Source organism: Rhizobium sp. SU303 (assembly GCF_021052345.1).
Lineage (GTDB): Bacteria > Pseudomonadota > Alphaproteobacteria > Rhizobiales > Rhizobiaceae > Rhizobium > Rhizobium laguerreae.
Genome location: NZ_CP088095.1, coordinates 2,970,209 through 2,984,578, shown reverse-complemented (window position 1 = coordinate 2,984,578; position 14,370 = coordinate 2,970,209). Strand labels below are relative to the sequence as shown.

Genomic DNA, 14,370 nt, shown 5'->3' with positions numbered 1-14,370 from the left:
CTTAATGACGCATTCTCGTCTTGGGGGTCGTCGCGGCGCGCACGGGCGCAAACTTCTGGAAGCAGGTAAATGCAGGATCTTCTCGTCGTCTACACCGCCTATGCAATCGCTGCAGGCAGTCCCGGACCAAGCAATATGGCGATCATGAACGTGGCGATGCGGCAGGGGCGACGACCGGCGCTCGCCCTTGCCGCTGGGGTCATAACGATGTCGACATGTTGGGGGCTGATCGCGGTCACCGGCATCTCGACAATCCTGGTCCGCTATGCCCATGCGCTGCTATTGCTCAAGATCGCAGGCGGGCTGTACCTTCTCTGGCTCGCCTGGAGGGCGGCCCGCTCGGCCGCCGCCCCGGACAGGCCGGCAACCGAGGCCGTGCGGCCTGCCGCGCAACTCGGCGTGCTCTATCGTCGCGGCGTTCTGATGCATCTCGGCAATCCGAAGTCGGTTCTGGCCTGGGTGGCGATCATGTCGCTCGGCCTCAAGCCGGGCGCTTCGCCGCAGATGGCCGTCACCGCCTTCGGCGGCTGCGTGCTCTTGGGGATCTCGATATTTGCCGGCTATGCCGTGCTCTTCTCCACGGCACCGATGGCGCGCGGCTACGCCCGTGCGCGGCGGTGGATCGAGGGCAGTCTTGCCGTCTTCTTCGCGGGCGCCGGATCGCGCCTTCTGTTCTCACATTGACCGGATTTTCAGGATCGCATCATGTCTATCGCTTCTCCATTTCATGGTCTTTCGGCCTTTCCGCCCACGCCCGCCGATAGGGATGGCCGGGTCGACACGGAAGCCCTCGGCCGCCTGCTGGAACGCCTGTGTGATGCAGACGTGGCTTCGATAGGCCTTCTCGGCAGCACCGGGATCTATGCCTTTCTCACACGCGAGGAGCGACGGCGAGCCGTCGAGGCTGCGGTCGAGTGCGTTCGTGGTCGTATTCCCCTCGTCGTCGGTGTCGGTGCTCTGAGGACAGACCATGCCGGGAGCATGGCGAGGGATGCCGAGGCCGCCGGTGCAGACGCTCTTTTGCTTGCGCCGGTGTCCTACACGCCGTTGACCCAGGACGAAGCCTACGAGCATTTCCTGGCGGTCGCCGAGGCGGCGAAGCTGCCGCTTTGTATCTACAACAATCCCGGCACGACCCACTTCACCTTCAGCCCGGATCTTCTGCAGCGCCTATCCGATATCGAGACGATCAGGGCCGTGAAGATGCCTCTGCCTGTTGACGGTGATTTCGCAGGCGAGCTGGCGGCATTGCGAGAGAAGACCAACCTCGCAGTCGGCTACAGCGGCGACTGGGGTGCAGCCGAAGCGATGCTTTCAGGTGCCGACGCCTGGTATAGCGTCATCGGCGGCTTGCTTCCGAACGTCGCCCTTGCCCTGAGCAAGGCGGCGATTGCAGGCGAGGGCGGCGAGGCGCATCGGCTCGATGGTCTCCTCCAGCCGCTCTGGAAAACGTTCAAAGAGTTCGGAAGCCTTCGCGTGGTCTATACGCTGCTCGACCTTCTCTCACTCGCCAGGGCAGAGCTCCCACGCCCTCTCTTGCCGCTCCGGCCGATGGATCGGCAGCGTGTGCTCGAGGCCGTCGAGCCTCTGATCGCCCTGGAGAGCGAGCTGAAGCCTCAATCCTTGTTGTAGAGGCTGCTCAGCGGTTTCTTGAGGATGCTTTCACGCAGCGACGTGCCGGGTTCGCGGCGGGAGACCGCGGGCTGGTCCGCCGGCGGTATCGGCCGGGGAAAGACCGGCTCGTCGCGGCGCATCTCGCGGCGGAGCGCGTCCAGCCGGGGATCGATCGCCGGCGGCGCGGCCGGGTCCAGCCGCGGCGTCTGCGGCAGCAGTTCGCGGCGGTAGGATTCAAGCGGCGCGGAGGCGGGCGGCGCGGCGGAAGAGGCGGGCGGCGTGTATGGCTTCGTGTCAAGATCCTCGTCGACTGCGTCTGTCTCGTCGAAACCTGCCACGGACGCGGCATAATTCTGCTGGAAATTCGAAATGTCGGGTCCGACGGTCACCGCCCGCATGCGGGTGACGATCTTGCGCAAATCGACCGTATCCGGATCTTCCTCGCTCTGCTTGCTGTTGGCGCTGCTCGCCTTCGGCAGGAGGTTTTCGTCGACGCGGGAAAAACGCATACGCATCGGCACGCTGATCGCCTCGCCAAAGGCGATTGCCTCGCCGTTGCCGATCGAGGAGATGAAGCTGGTCGTCGAGATCGACGAGTTCGGGATGGCCGAGCGAATGATTTCCTGGTCGCGGTCGTTGGCGAGGCGCATGGCAAAGAGCGTCGAGCACTGCGACAGGATCGTCTGGTCGAGCTCGCCCGGCCGCTGGGTGATGATGCCGAGCGAGACGCCGTATTTGCGGCCTTCCTTGGCGATGCGGGCGATCGCTTGGCGCGTCGGCACGAAGCCGAGGCTCGGATCGGAGGGGATATAGCGGTGGGCTTCCTCGCAGACGACGAGCATGTGGATGGCGCCGTCGCTCCACAGCGCCACCTCGAAGGCCATGCGGCAGAGTACGGAGGCGACCGAATTGACGACCTCCGAGGGGATGCCGGCAAGCTGGAAGGTGCAGATCGGCCGGTTCTCGCCGGGGATGCGGAAGATCTGCGCGATGGTTTCGGTGATCGTGTCGCTGATCGTGTTGTTGGAGAACATGAAGTGATAGCGCGGATCGTTGATCGCAGCGATGAGGCGCATCTTCAGCGACCGCAGGAAGGGCTTTTCCGAGCGGCCTTCCAGGCGGCCGATGCGCTCGTCGATCAGCGCCAGCAGATCGGCCATGCGGTAGGGAACCGGCGTATCGGCGGTGATCGAGCTCTTTTCCGTCGTGCGGCGGACCAGCGAATTGTCGCTGCCGCGGAAGGCGCGCTTGGCTTCCGGCAGGATATCGCGCAGCATGTCGAGCTCTTCGGGCACCGGCGGGCGGCCGCGAAAGACGACTTCGGCGAATTCCTCCAGTCGCATCAGCCAGAAGGGCAGATCAAGCGTATCAGTATCGATGGTGACGGCGTGCTGAGGAAAGGCGGCGGCGAATTCGTTATGCGGATCGAGGATCAGTACACGCAGCTTCGGGTCCGCCGCGATCGCCTTGTGCAGGAGCAGCGACACGGCCGTCGACTTGCCGACACCGGTGGAGCCGACGACGGCGAAATGCTTGGAGAGCATCGAGGGGATGTGGATCGCCGCGTCGATGCTTTCGTCCTGCGTCAGCTTGCCGATGACGGCGGTCGTACCTTCGCCGGCATCGTAGATGCGCATCAGGTCGGCCGATCGGATGCGGTGCGCGATGGCGCCGAGATAGGGATAACGCGAGATGCCGGTCGAGAATTCCTCGCGCCCGTCCTCGTCGACACGGACTTCGCCGAGCAGCTCGGTCTCGATCTTGAAAATATTGTCTTCGCCTTCGCCCCAGGCATGGCTGCCGGTGTTCATCTGATAGACGAGGGCAACGACGCGGTTGCGGCCGACGCTGATCGAAATCAACCGCCCCACGGACCAGAGTTCGGTCAGATCGGTGCCACCCTGTTCGGCGACGGCGGCAATCGTCGCCCGCGAACCGCTGCATGCAACGACGCGGCCGAGAAAGCGATTCCCGGGCGTATGGCCATCGCGGCGATCATGCTCGCCTGCCTTGCCAGACATGCGCAAGTCGTTGTTGAGCAAAGTGCTACTCCCTGCGGTAGCGTAGAAGAATAAAGTCGATCCTTTAACAAATCCTTCATCCTATCGATTTTCGGGGATGCAGGCGTGGGGCAGTTTTTTATTGCGGCATGCGTTGACGCTGCGAAATTTTCTGTCTATCACTTCCGACCATGAAAATCGCAACGGCTCTTATCGTGGTGGGAAAGCGCATGGGCAGGATGGTGTAACCATCCGGCGATAGCCACCCATGCGCTAGATGACAGGCTCCTCAGGGGCCTTTTTTTATGCCCGAAATTCGGGCTTCCGGCCAAAAACGCAATCCCAGCATCAAACGGAACAGACAGATGAGCACGGACAATCAGGCGGCAGGCAATCGGATGACGGGAGCGGAGATCGTTCTCAAGGCGCTGAAGGACAACGGCGTCGAACATATTTTCGGCTATCCCGGCGGCGCCGTCCTGCCGATCTATGACGAGATCTTCCAGCAGGAGGATGTGAAGCACATCCTCGTCCGCCACGAGCAGGGGGCAGGCCATGCGGCCGAAGGTTACGCCCGCTCCACCGGCAAGGTCGGCGTCATGCTGGTGACCTCCGGTCCGGGCGCCACCAATGCCGTCACGCCGCTGCAGGATGCGCTGATGGATTCGATCCCGCTCGTCTGCCTGACCGGACAGGTTCCGACCCCACTGATCGGCTCCGACGCCTTCCAGGAATGCGATACGGTCGGCATCACCCGGCCCTGCACCAAGCACAACTGGCTGGTCAAGGATGTCAACCAGCTTGCCGCCGTCATTCACGAGGCCTTCCGGATCGCCCAGTCCGGTCGTCCGGGCCCTGTCGTCGTCGATATTCCGAAGGACGTGCAGTTTGCGACCGGCACCTACACGCCGCCCGCCGATTACGCGATCCAGAAGAGCTACCAGCCGAAGATCCAGGGCGACCTCAACCAGATCCATGCCGCGATCGAACTGATGGCGAATGCGCGCCGTCCGATCATCTATTCCGGCGGCGGCGTCATCAATTCCGGCCCCGAGGCTTCCAAGCTGCTGCGCGAGCTGGTCGAGCTCACCGATTTCCCGATCACCTCGACGCTGATGGGCCTCGGCGCCTATCCTGCTTCAGGCAAGAACTGGCTGAAGATGCTCGGCATGCACGGCTCGTACGAGGCCAACATGGCGATGCACGACTGCGATGTCATGGTCTGCATCGGCGCCCGCTTCGACGATCGCATTACTGGCCGTCTCAATGCCTTTTCGCCGAACTCGAAGAAGATCCATATCGATATCGATCCATCCTCGATCAACAAGAACGTCCGTGTCGATATCGGCATCCGCGGCGATGTCGGCCATGTCCTCGAAGACATGGTCCGCCTGTGGCGGGCGCTGCCGAAGAAGCCGGAAAAGGGCCGCCTGGACGACTGGTGGAGCGATATCGCCCGCTGGCGGGCACGCAACTCCTTCGCCTATACGAAGAGCAATGACGTCATCATGCCGCAATATGCGCTGGAGCGGCTCTTCGCCCACACCAAGGACCGCGATACCTACATCACCACCGAGGTCGGCCAGCACCAGATGTGGGCGGCACAGTTCTTCGGTTTCGAGCAGCCAAACCGCTGGATGACCTCGGGCGGTCTCGGCACGATGGGCTACGGCCTGCCTGCCGCGCTCGGCGTGCAGATCGCCCATCCCGACAGCCTCGTCATCGACATTGCCGGCGACGCTTCGATCCAGATGTGTATCCAGGAAATGTCGGCGGCGATCCAGCACGATGCGCCAATCAAGATCTTCATCATGAACAACCAGTATATGGGCATGGTGCGCCAGTGGCAGCAGCTGCTGCACGGCAACCGCCTATCGAATTCCTATACGGAGGCGATGCCCGATTTCGTCAAGCTGGCGGAAGCCTATGGCGCCGTCGGCCTGCGCTGCGAAAAGCCGGATGCGCTTGATGACACCATTCTGGAGATGATCGAGGTCAGAAAGCCTGTCATCTTCGATTGCCGCGTCGCCAATCTCGCCAATTGCTTCCCGATGATCCCCTCGGGCAAGGCCCATAACGAAATGCTGTTGCCGGACGAAGCCACCGACGAAGCGGTCGCCAATGCGATCGACGCCAAGGGCCGAGCGCTCGTCTGATCAGGGAAGGAACCAAGAACATGAACGCACACCTACAGCCCACGGGCTCCGCCTATTTCATCTCGCCGGAAACGGCGGCGGTCGAAAGCCACACGCTTTCGGTTCTCGTCGACAACGAACCGGGCGTTCTTGCCCGGGTCATCGGCCTGTTTTCCGGCCGCGGCTACAATATCGAGAGCCTGACGGTCTCCGAGACCGAGCATCAGGCGCATCTTTCCCGCATCACCGTCGTCACACGCGGGACGCCGCAGGTGCTGGAGCAGATCAAGGCGCAACTGGAACGCATCGTGCCGGTGCACCGCGTCGTCGATCTGACGGTGCGCGCCCGCGAGCTTGGCCAGGATCGGCCGATCGAGCGCGAAGTGGCGCTGGTCAAGGTGATCGGCGAGGGCGAGATGCGCGCCGAGACCCTACGCCTTGCCGATGCCTTCCATGCCAAGGTGGTGGATGCGACGGTCGGCCACTTCATTCTGGAGATCACCGGCAAATCATCGAAGATTGATCAGTTCGTGGCGATCATGAAGCCGCTCGGCCTCATTGAGGTGTGCCGTACCGGCATTGCGGCGATGAATCGCGGCGTGCAGGGCATGTAAATATTACAGCCCGGGCATGTAAGATCACAGCCCGGGCATCTAAGCCGGATGCTGCAATAATTGGGAAAACCGCTGGAGATCAGAGCATTTCCAGCGGCTTTTTCTTTGTGGGCGGCGGAAAGGCGGCATCGAGGGCATCCCAGTCGTCGTCGGTGATATCAAGCGAGACGCAGTCGCGGTTTTCGGCTGCGCGCTCGGCATTCGAGGTCTTCGGGATGACGATGACGCCGTCGCGTTCCAGCAGGAAAGCGAGCGCCAGCTGGGCGGGCGTTGCCTGATAGGCCTTGGCGATGCGGATCAGTTCGGGATGGTGCAGGATATTTCCCTGCTCGATCGGCGAATAGGCCATGACGGGAATGCCGTGGCTCTGGCACCAGGGCAGCAGATCGAACTCGATGCCGCGGCGGGAAAGGTTATAGAGCACCTGGTTGGCGGCGACATTGGCGCCGTCGGGCACTCCGAGCAGTTCTTCCATGTCGTCGGTGTCGAAGTTGGAGACGCCCCAGGCGCCGATCTTGCCGGATGCCTTCAGCATTTCGAAGGCGGCGACGGTCTCTGCGAGCGGATGGTCTCCGCGCCAGTGCAGCAGATAGAGATCGATGCGATCGGTGCCCAGCCGTTCGAGACTGCGCTCGCAGGCCTCGATCGTGCCTGTCAGGCTGGCATTCCAGGGATAGACCTTGCTGACGATGAAGACCTCGTCGCGCCGGCCCCTGATCGCCTGGCCGACGATCTCTTCGGCGCCGCCGTCGCCGTACATTTCGGCGGTGTCGATCAGCGTCATGCCGAGATCGATGCCGGCCCTCAGGCTTTCGATCTCCGCTTTGGCATGGCCGGCATCCTCGCCCATCGCCCAGGTTCCCTGGCCGAGCGCCGGCACTTCTACGCCGTTCGGGAAGGTGATTGTCGGAATCCGGTTGTCTTGCATGATCTTTTCCATTTTGCAGGAGATTGCGGCGAATTCTTATCTTTCAAGTAATCCTGTCACCATGACAATGATGTAATGGTATCGGCCACTTAGGACAGTTATGCTGACCTAATGAACAGGCCGCAGAAAGCTGGCTTCGGGAGGTCGCATGCCGCTGGATACATTTCTCGCCCTCGTTCTCTTCGCCTTCACGACCTCGATCACGCCGGGCCCGAACAATATGATGCTCTTCGCATCGGGCGTGAATTTCGGCTTCCGCAGGACGATCCCGCATATGTTCGGCATCGGTGTCGGTTTCTTCTCGCTGCTGATCGGCGTCGGCCTTGGGCTCGGCGCGCTGCTGCACACGGTGCCCGTGGTCTATACGGCGCTAAAATTTGCGGGCGGAGCCTATCTCCTCTGGATCGCCTGGAAGATCGCCTCGTCGCGCTCGCTCAGCGAAGGCAGGAGCGGCGTCGAGCCGATGTCCTTCTTCGCGGCGGCCGCCTTCCAGTGGGTCAACCCGAAAGCCTGGGTGATGGCGGTCACCGCGATGGCGACCTACACCAATCCGCAACTCTACCTGGTGAGCGTGCTGATCGTCGGTCTCGCTTTTGCGGCAGTCAATGTGCCCAGCGTCTCGACATGGGCAGGCTTCGGCTCGGCGCTGAGGGAATGGCTTTCCGATCCGGTGCGGCTGAAATGGTTCAATATCAGCATGGCGGTGCTGTTGGTGCTAAGCCTCTGGCCGATGCTAAAATAGAGTGATTGCCGGCTTCATGAGCATCAGCCAGAAAATGCCGATGACGGCGAAGAAGGCCGGAAAACCGCAGGCAAACCAGATGCGGTAAAGGCTGAAATAGGCCGGCGGCAGGGCCTTTCCCGCTGTGGCTGCGGCACGGGCGAGATCGCGCAGCCGGATCTGGATCCAGACGACCGGCAGCCAAAACAGGCCAGTCACGACATAAAGCAGCAGCGACAGCGCAATCCATCCCTCCGACAGGTCCCAGCCGATCGATCGGGCCAGCAGATAGCCGGTCACCGGCTGGAGAATAGCTGCGGTGGCGGTAAAGAGGGTGTCGGCGATGACAACCGTGCTGGCGACATGGGCGATCAAACGGGGATCGCGTGTCCGGTGCGCCATCACCATGAAGAAGGCGATGCCGGCGCCGGTGCCGAAGAGCACGGTCGCGCCGATGACATGGGCAAGCAGCAGCCATTCCTCAAGCATCAGCGTTCATCCAGCGTGGAAAGCGCGGTGAGCGTCAGCAGGATCGATGGCAGCACCTTGACGAGGGGACCGAGCGGATCGAGCCAGAGTGCGGGTTCGAGCAGGCTGGCGCCGGCAAGATAGGCGAACGACACGACCAGCATGCCGAGAAGGGCGCGTTTTGCCAGTGGGCGAAGGAGGACGGCGGCGCCGAGAGCGATGTCGATCAGGCAAGTTGCAAGCGTCAGCGCCGTTGCTGCGGCCTCAGGCATGAACGGCAGGAAGTGAGCGGACGTCTTCTCCAGCGTCAGCAGCGGGATCAAACCTGAGAGCAGCCAGAAAGCGGATAGGCCCGATATGACGAGCGGCTTCAGAAGATAGAGCCTGGCAAACCAGAGATCCTGTACGCCGGACGGATTGGCCGAGAGCGTCGCTGCCGCGGGTGTCGTGGCAAGACCGCTCTCCGCTTTCAAGCTCCGCACACCTTCCGACATGATGGTCATCGCCGTGGAGCGCAGCGGCGAACGCCAGCCGAGCAGTCCTGATAGATCGGCCAGCCACGTGACCGGGCTGGCAAGCCAGCGAGGGAGAGCGAGCACGCGGGCTGGCGGCAGGCCGAGCCACTGGCGGTGAAGGCGGACGAGATCGGCGAGCGTCAGAACTTCGTCGGCGGCAAGATCGATATCGCCGGAGATGTCGCCGGAGACTGCCCGCGACACGGCTTCTGCCACATCGTCCACTGAAAGTGTTTCGACCGGACTTTCGGCATGGACCAGTGGCAGCACGCAGGGAAAGGCGGCAAGCGCCCGCAGCAGCGCCGAGCCGCCATGGGCATTGCGGCCGAGAACGAGGGCAGGGCGCAGGATGAGGTAAGGCAGGCCGCTTGCCGCCAGCGCCTCGTCGGCCCGCCGCTTGGTAGCGAGGAAGGGAAGATCGCCAGCGGCTCTCGCCGTCCTTGCCGATATCTGCACGATCAGCGGGCGCGACGAGCGTTTTGCGGCGGAATAGAGCGCCAGCATCGCCTCTGCCTGGGTGGCCGACAGATCATCCGAGAGGCCGTCCTGCAGGGCGCCGGCGCAATTGACGACAACATGCTGATCCTTAAGGATCTCGTCCCAATCCACCGGTTTCGTCATGCATGAAAGATCTGCGCGCCGCCAGTCGATCGCCTGCTGTTTCAGGCGCGCACGCGCGGGATTGCGGCCGAGGCCGGTCACGACGTGGCCGTCGGCGACGAACCGGGCCGCGACGACGGATCCTATAAAGCCGGTTGCGCCGAGAATCAGAATGTTCATGGCAGGAGATTAGCGGAAAAGCGCATGAGACATAGAAGGGCTTGGCGGGCCTGCGGCATATGTTAGAAATAGCGGGCAGTTTCGGGAGGGCTTCGCCTTGCACGACCATGACGACGACCATGCTCACGGACATCAGCACGCCCACGGGCATGATCACGACAACCATTATTCCGACATGCAGGCGCGCGTGAAGGCGCTGGAAACGCTCCTGACGGAGAAGGGGCTGATCGATCCGGCGGCGATTGATGCCATCGTCGAGACCTACGAGACAAAGGTAGGGCCGAGGAACGGCGCGCATGTCGTGGCAAAAGCCTGGAGCGATCCTGATTTCACCGACTGGCTGAAGCGCGATGCGACGGCGGCCATTGCCAGCCTCGGCTATACCGGCCGGCAGGGCGAGCACATGCGCGCCGTCTTCAATACGGCCGAGACCCATAATCTCGTCGTCTGCACGCTCTGCTCCTGTTATCCCTGGTCGGTGCTCGGCCTGCCGCCGGTCTGGTACAAGGCGCCGGCCTATCGTTCGCGCGCCGTCATCGATCCGCGCGGCGTGCTGGCCGAATTCGGGCTGACGCTGCCTGAGGACAAGAAAATACGCGTCTGGGATTCGACGGCGGAACTGCGTTACATCGTCATTCCCGAGCGGCCCGAAGAGACCGACGGAATGGACGAACAGACGCTCGCCGGCCTCGTCAGCCGCGATGCGATGATCGGGACGGCCGTTGCCCGCAGGCCGGAGGGCGCCACATGAACGGGCCGCACGATCTCGGCGGGCAGATGGGCTTCGGTCCCGTCGCGCCCGAAAAGGACGAGCCCTATTTCCATGCCGAATGGGAAAAGCGGGCGCTCGGCATCACGCTTTCCTGCGGCGCTTTCGGCGCATGGACGATCGATGAAAGCCGGCATGCGCGCGAGAATATTCCGCCGGCCGATTACCTCGCCGCCAGCTATTACGAGATCTGGATCCGCGGCATCGACAAGTTGCTCGAACGGCATGGTTTTGCGACGCGTGCGGAATTGCTCTCCGGCCAAGCGCAGCAGGCAGGAGCCGTTCCGAAGCGGGTGCTGAAGGCGGACATGGTGCCCGGCGTTCTGGCGAAGGGCGGGCCTTGCGATCGTCCTATTAAGACCGCGCCGCGCTTCTTGGCCGGCGAAGCGGTGAGGACAAAGAATTTCAACCCGGCGACGCATACGCGCCTGCCGCGTTATGCGCGAGCCAAGACCGGTGTGGTCGAGACGGTGCAAGGTGCCTTCGTCTTTCCCGACGACAACGCGCATGGCAAGGGTGAAAACCCGCAATGGCTCTATACGGTCGTTTTCGGCGGCGCGGAGATCTGGGGCGAGGATGCCGATCCGACGCTGACCGTGTCGATCGATGCCTGGGAGAGCTATCTTGAGCCGGCATGAAATATCGCCGCTGACGCAATCGTCCGGGCTGCCGAGATCGCCGGAAGGCGAGCCGGTCTTTCCCGAGCCATGGGCGGCTGAGGCTTTTGCCATGACGGTGCATCTTCACGCACAAGGCCTGTTCAGCTGGAGCGAATGGGCTGAAACCCTTTCCGCCCAATTGCACAAGCCTGGCCGGGCCGAAGATGGCAGCGACTATTTCGACTGCTGGGTGGCGGCACTCTCCGACCTGATCGTCGACAACGGCATCGCCGATGCGGAAACGATCCTGGCACTGCAGCAGAGCTGGCAGCGGGCGGCGGAGGCGACGCCGCATGGACGGCCGATCGAGCTCGGCAACGATCCCTCACGCTGATCCTTAGAGCGGTTCAGCTGTTCACGGAAGCGCAGAACCACTCTAAGTCTTTGTTTTTACGTAATTCCGGACGGAAAACCGCTTCGCACTTTTCCTGGAATTACTCTAGGACGGGAATTGCTTGTAGCACTCCTCGGCTACCTGACGCAGCGTCTCGCGGGAGATTTCGCCGGTCACGGCATAACCGAGTTCGCCGTCGATCCAGTAAAAGGTTTCAAGATTACCCGATGAGGCGAAGCGGAAGCTCGTCGTACGGTTTTCCGTGTTGCGGCCGACCATGACGGTCAGGCGCTCGCCGGCCTGGTTTTCATACATGAACATGGCGCCCGGCCTGCCGTCGACCGGCAGCAGGCGGCCGCCCACAAGCTTGAAGCCGAGCGGCTGCAGGTTGGGGATCTTGAGGCTCTGGATTGCCAGCCGCTTGCCGAGCCAGGTGGCGAGGTGGACCTCCTCGTTTGCGAAGACCTCGACAGGATGGCGAACCTCGGCGGCATAGACCGTGAAGGCGGTTTGGGCCTGTTCTGGCAGGGTTTCGGAGCCGGCAAGCTGCAGTTCCGGCTTTTCCAGAAGTGCGGGGCCATAATGGCCGCTGATGGCGCCGAGCGTGAAGACGAGGAGGGCTGATGCGGCGATCGCCCAGCGTTTCGCTCTCGATGAAACCGCGCGCGGGGGGACGACGAGCAGAGGATCGGTGTCCTTCGCCTTCTCATAACCGGCAAACAGCGATCGGATGCCTGAATTCTGTGCCTGCCATTCAGCGACCATCGCCGCCTCGTGAGGGTTGTCGACCAGGAAGGCCTCGATGCGGACACGCACCGTTTCCGGCAGCTGGCCGTCGGCATAAGCGTGGAGGTCGGCTTCGGTGACGCTCGGATTGGTCTCGTTCATTTCGGTCTCCGAAGCGTAATGATGTTGTCGGCCTTCAACCGCTCGGCGACGCGCCGGCGGGCGCGCGACAGGCGGGACATGACGGTGCCGATCGGGATATCGAGCGCGGCTGCGACCTCGCCATAGGTGTATCCTTCGATGACGACCAGCATCAGCACGGCGCGGTGTTCCTCCGAAAGGCTGTTCAGCGCATCGTCCAGCCGGGCGCGCTCCAGCGGATCGGCCGGCGGTTCGGGCGCGGCCAGATTGTCTGCGGCATCGAGCTCGACAAGGCCGTCGCGCGTCTTGCCGCGCCGGCCGTTGCGGTAGAGATTGGTCATGATGGTCAGGACCCAGCCGCGCAGGTTGAGGCCGCGCCATTGGCCGCGGCGCGTGAGAACCTTTTCGACGCAATCCTGGAGCAGGTCCTCGCCATCGGCATCCGAGCGCGTCAGGCTGCGCGAATAGCGCCTGAGCGAGGGCAGGAGGGCCAGGATCTGGCCCTCGAAGGTTTCGGGTGCGGGTATCTTCACGCCGGCTCTCTTGGCATCAGGGTCCGACTGTCAAGGTTTGGCGAGATCCCAGTTGCCGCCGACGCCATCGCCGGTGATGTCGCCCGTCTTCTTGTCCTTGACCCAATAATAGAGCGGCATGCCGTCCTTGGCCCATTGCTTCGTGCCATCCTTACGGTCGATGATCGAATATGCACCATCAGCCTTGGCATCGGAAGCCGCCATCAGCGGCGGCCAGTTCTTGGCGCAATCATCGTAGCAGTTGGAAACGCCTTTCACGTCCTTCTTGAAAGTGTAGAGCGTCATGCCGTTTTCGCCGGCAAGCACCTTGCCCTTGGCGGATTCCACGGTCGTGACAGGAGCGGCGGCGAAAGCAGCGGTCGCGGCAAGGGCGGCGGCGGCCGCCACGACGGACAGGAATTTCACGGATTTCATGATGTCTCTCCTCAGGTTGGGCACGCAATCTTGCGCTACCTGAGATGAGACACGAGGCGCGGTGGTTTTATTCCAGAGGCAGTAAAAGTTTTCATGGCGCGCGAGAAGGGCCGAAGCCCGTTTCGCCTGCGCATGGCGTGTCGGGCGCCTTACCGGTTATGCTCCGGTGGCGGTCGCCGCCGCCATGTCGACCCAGACCGCTTCAAATATATGGCCATCGGGATCTTCGAAGGCACGGTTGTAGAGCCAACCCATGTCCGTCGGCGCGCGCGGATCGGCTTTGCCCCCGGCGGCTGCGGCTGCCTCAACGATAGCGTCCACCTCTTCACGGCTGTCCATCGTCAGCGCGATCAGCATTTCGCTCGTCTTCTGCGCTTCGGCAACGGGTTTGGGCGTGAAGGTCGCGAAGAAATCGCGCGTCAGCAGATGGAAGAAGATGGCGTCGGACCAGACCATGTTCGACGCCTGATGGTCGCTGAACTGTTCGTTCTTGCTGCAGCCGATCGCTTCGTAGAAGCGGGTCGCAGCAGCAAGGTCTTTTACCGGCAGGTTCACGAATATCATCTTGGGCATTGCAGTTCTCTCCTCTTCTTTTGTCTTTCGCGCTTTGTTTTCCAGGCGGCGGCTCGGCTCACACCAACTCCTGCACGATCGTGTCGCTGGCATGAATGCAGACGATTTCGAGTCGTCCGGTGCCGACATTCTCGAAGCGGTGGGCAACGTTGGCGGCCACGACGACGATATCGCCGGGAAAGGCGCGGGTCTTGGCGTCGCCCACCGTGAATTCGGCTTCGCCTTTCCTGACTGCCCACGTTTCGGAGTAGGGGTGGACATGCAGGTCAGGCCCTTGGCCAGGCTCATTGTCGACCAGGAAAAGCGATATCTCGCCGCCATAGTCGCGGCCTTCGAAGCGGACCGTGCGGCTCTGATCGGGTCGCGGTTCCTGGTGGCGAAGAATCCTGAACATCACGTGCCTCCTGCTGGTGCTGTCTATAAACATAAAACTATCTTCGCGAGAA

General features: G+C 62.5%; 17 protein-coding genes. 8 read left to right on the top strand and 9 right to left on the bottom strand.

Features of this window, described 5'->3' with window-relative positions:
* Window positions 1-69 precede the first annotated feature (69 nt).
* Both RlegSU303_RS15020 and RlegSU303_RS15015 read left to right on the top strand, forming a co-directional pair.
* Window positions 70-684, top strand: coding sequence for a LysE family translocator (locus tag RlegSU303_RS15020; RefSeq protein WP_131719132.1), 615 nt, complete (start codon window positions 70-72; stop codon window positions 682-684).
* Window positions 685-705: 21 nt separating this feature from the next.
* On the top strand, window positions 706-1,632 hold the full coding sequence (locus RlegSU303_RS15015; protein ID WP_131644818.1) for a dihydrodipicolinate synthase family protein: 927 nt from the start codon (window positions 706-708) through the stop codon (window positions 1,630-1,632).
* Here RlegSU303_RS15015 and RlegSU303_RS15010 read toward each other — a convergent pair.
* A complete protein-coding gene (locus tag RlegSU303_RS15010; protein ID WP_131620277.1) occupies window positions 1,617-3,656 on the bottom strand; it encodes an ATP-binding protein in 2,040 nt (679 codons plus the stop codon). The genes RlegSU303_RS15015 and RlegSU303_RS15010 overlap by 16 nt on opposite strands.
* A 323-nt stretch (window positions 3,657-3,979) precedes the next feature.
* Between RlegSU303_RS15010 and RlegSU303_RS15005 the strand changes: the two genes are divergently transcribed.
* Together RlegSU303_RS15005 and ilvN are read left to right on the top strand one after the other, a co-directional pair.
* Window positions 3,980-5,770: an acetolactate synthase 3 large subunit gene (locus RlegSU303_RS15005; protein WP_131620278.1), complete on the top strand. Its 1,791-nt coding sequence runs from the start codon at window positions 3,980-3,982 to the stop codon at window positions 5,768-5,770.
* 20 nt (window positions 5,771-5,790) lie between these two features.
* Complete coding sequence (gene ilvN / locus RlegSU303_RS15000) at window positions 5,791-6,363, top strand: acetolactate synthase small subunit (protein WP_003560902.1); 573 nt, start codon at window positions 5,791-5,793, stop codon at window positions 6,361-6,363.
* Window positions 6,364-6,442: 79 nt separating this feature from the next.
* Here ilvN and RlegSU303_RS14995 read toward each other — a convergent pair whose 3' ends face one another.
* Window positions 6,443-7,291 (bottom strand): aldo/keto reductase, encoded by an 849-nt coding sequence (locus tag RlegSU303_RS14995; protein WP_131719131.1) that lies wholly within the window; start codon window positions 7,289-7,291, stop codon window positions 6,443-6,445.
* 148 nt (window positions 7,292-7,439) lie between these two features.
* Here RlegSU303_RS14995 and RlegSU303_RS14990 point away from each other — a divergent pair, with 148 nt between their 5' ends.
* Window positions 7,440-8,033, top strand: a complete 594-nt coding sequence (locus RlegSU303_RS14990) for a LysE family translocator (RefSeq protein WP_027668578.1) — start codon at window positions 7,440-7,442, stop codon at window positions 8,031-8,033.
* Here the strand turns inward: RlegSU303_RS14990 and RlegSU303_RS14985 are convergent.
* Window positions 8,025-8,501: a DUF2269 family protein gene (locus tag RlegSU303_RS14985; RefSeq protein WP_131620280.1), complete on the bottom strand. Its 477-nt coding sequence runs from the start codon at window positions 8,499-8,501 to the stop codon at window positions 8,025-8,027. The two genes, RlegSU303_RS14990 and RlegSU303_RS14985, sit on opposite strands and share 9 nt — an antisense overlap.
* Window positions 8,501-9,775: an SDR family oxidoreductase gene (locus RlegSU303_RS14980; protein ID WP_131620281.1), complete on the bottom strand. Its 1,275-nt coding sequence runs from the start codon at window positions 9,773-9,775 to the stop codon at window positions 8,501-8,503. Before RlegSU303_RS14980 ends, RlegSU303_RS14985 begins: the two co-directional genes overlap by 1 nt.
* Before the next feature lie 97 nt (window positions 9,776-9,872).
* Between RlegSU303_RS14980 and nthA the strand changes: the two genes are divergently transcribed.
* From nthA to RlegSU303_RS14965, 3 genes are read left to right on the top strand one after another with little or no spacing between them, the layout of a single operon-like run.
* A complete protein-coding gene (gene nthA / locus RlegSU303_RS14975; RefSeq protein WP_131719130.1) occupies window positions 9,873-10,526 on the top strand; it encodes a nitrile hydratase subunit alpha in 654 nt (217 codons plus the stop codon).
* A complete protein-coding gene (gene nthB / locus RlegSU303_RS14970) occupies window positions 10,523-11,182 on the top strand; it encodes a nitrile hydratase subunit beta (protein WP_131620283.1) in 660 nt (219 codons plus the stop codon). The genes nthA and nthB overlap by 4 nt, the downstream gene beginning before the upstream one ends.
* Complete coding sequence (locus RlegSU303_RS14965) at window positions 11,169-11,537, top strand: nitrile hydratase accessory protein (RefSeq protein ID WP_131620284.1); 369 nt, start codon at window positions 11,169-11,171, stop codon at window positions 11,535-11,537. The genes nthB and RlegSU303_RS14965 overlap by 14 nt, the downstream gene beginning before the upstream one ends.
* A gap of 105 nt (window positions 11,538-11,642) precedes the next feature.
* Here RlegSU303_RS14965 and RlegSU303_RS14960 read toward each other — a convergent pair whose 3' ends face one another.
* From RlegSU303_RS14960 to RlegSU303_RS14940, 5 genes are all read right to left on the bottom strand, one after another.
* Window positions 11,643-12,425: an anti-sigma factor family protein gene (locus RlegSU303_RS14960; RefSeq protein ID WP_131620285.1), complete on the bottom strand. Its 783-nt coding sequence runs from the start codon at window positions 12,423-12,425 to the stop codon at window positions 11,643-11,645.
* Window positions 12,422-12,937, bottom strand: coding sequence for an RNA polymerase sigma factor (locus tag RlegSU303_RS14955; protein WP_131620286.1), 516 nt, complete (start codon window positions 12,935-12,937; stop codon window positions 12,422-12,424). Before RlegSU303_RS14955 ends, RlegSU303_RS14960 begins: the two co-directional genes overlap by 4 nt.
* Window positions 12,938-12,967: 30 nt before the next feature.
* Window positions 12,968-13,351 carry a COG4315 family predicted lipoprotein gene (locus tag RlegSU303_RS14950; protein ID WP_131719129.1) on the bottom strand — a complete coding sequence of 128 codons (384 nt, stop codon included), beginning with the start codon at window positions 13,349-13,351 and terminating at the stop codon, window positions 12,968-12,970.
* A 156-nt stretch (window positions 13,352-13,507) separates the two neighbouring features.
* Window positions 13,508-13,924 carry a VOC family protein gene (locus RlegSU303_RS14945; RefSeq protein ID WP_131620287.1) on the bottom strand — a complete coding sequence of 139 codons (417 nt, stop codon included), beginning with the start codon at window positions 13,922-13,924 and terminating at the stop codon, window positions 13,508-13,510.
* A gap of 58 nt (window positions 13,925-13,982) precedes the next feature.
* A complete protein-coding gene (locus RlegSU303_RS14940; RefSeq protein ID WP_131719128.1) occupies window positions 13,983-14,318 on the bottom strand; it encodes a cupin domain-containing protein in 336 nt (111 codons plus the stop codon).
* Between the last annotated feature and the right edge of the window lie 52 nt (window positions 14,319-14,370).

Bases quoted from the DNA above. Each gene is read 5' to 3' on its own strand.
- RlegSU303_RS14960 (WP_131620285.1), bottom strand. From the start codon at position 12,425: ATGAACGAGACCAATCCGAGCGTCACCGAAGCCGACCTCCACGCTTAT.
- RlegSU303_RS14985 (WP_131620280.1), bottom strand. From the start codon at position 8,501: ATGCTTGAGGAATGGCTGCTGCTTGCCCATGTCATCGGCGCGACCGTG.
- RlegSU303_RS14980 (WP_131620281.1), bottom strand. From the start codon at position 9,775: ATGAACATTCTGATTCTCGGCGCAACCGGCTTTATAGGATCCGTCGTC.
- ilvN (WP_003560902.1), top strand. From the start codon at position 5,791: ATGAACGCACACCTACAGCCCACGGGCTCCGCCTATTTCATCTCGCCG.
- nthB (WP_131620283.1), top strand. From the start codon at position 10,523: ATGAACGGGCCGCACGATCTCGGCGGGCAGATGGGCTTCGGTCCCGTC.
- RlegSU303_RS14940 (WP_131719128.1), bottom strand. From the start codon at position 14,318: ATGTTCAGGATTCTTCGCCACCAGGAACCGCGACCCGATCAGAGCCGC.
- RlegSU303_RS14950 (WP_131719129.1), bottom strand. From the start codon at position 13,351: ATGAAATCCGTGAAATTCCTGTCCGTCGTGGCGGCCGCCGCCGCCCTT.
- RlegSU303_RS14990 (WP_027668578.1), top strand. From the start codon at position 7,440: ATGCCGCTGGATACATTTCTCGCCCTCGTTCTCTTCGCCTTCACGACC.
- RlegSU303_RS15005 (WP_131620278.1), top strand. From the start codon at position 3,980: ATGAGCACGGACAATCAGGCGGCAGGCAATCGGATGACGGGAGCGGAG.
- RlegSU303_RS14945 (WP_131620287.1), bottom strand. From the start codon at position 13,924: ATGCCCAAGATGATATTCGTGAACCTGCCGGTAAAAGACCTTGCTGCT.
- RlegSU303_RS14995 (WP_131719131.1), bottom strand. From the start codon at position 7,291: ATGCAAGACAACCGGATTCCGACAATCACCTTCCCGAACGGCGTAGAA.
- RlegSU303_RS15015 (WP_131644818.1), top strand. From the start codon at position 706: ATGTCTATCGCTTCTCCATTTCATGGTCTTTCGGCCTTTCCGCCCACG.
- RlegSU303_RS15020 (WP_131719132.1), top strand. From the start codon at position 70: ATGCAGGATCTTCTCGTCGTCTACACCGCCTATGCAATCGCTGCAGGC.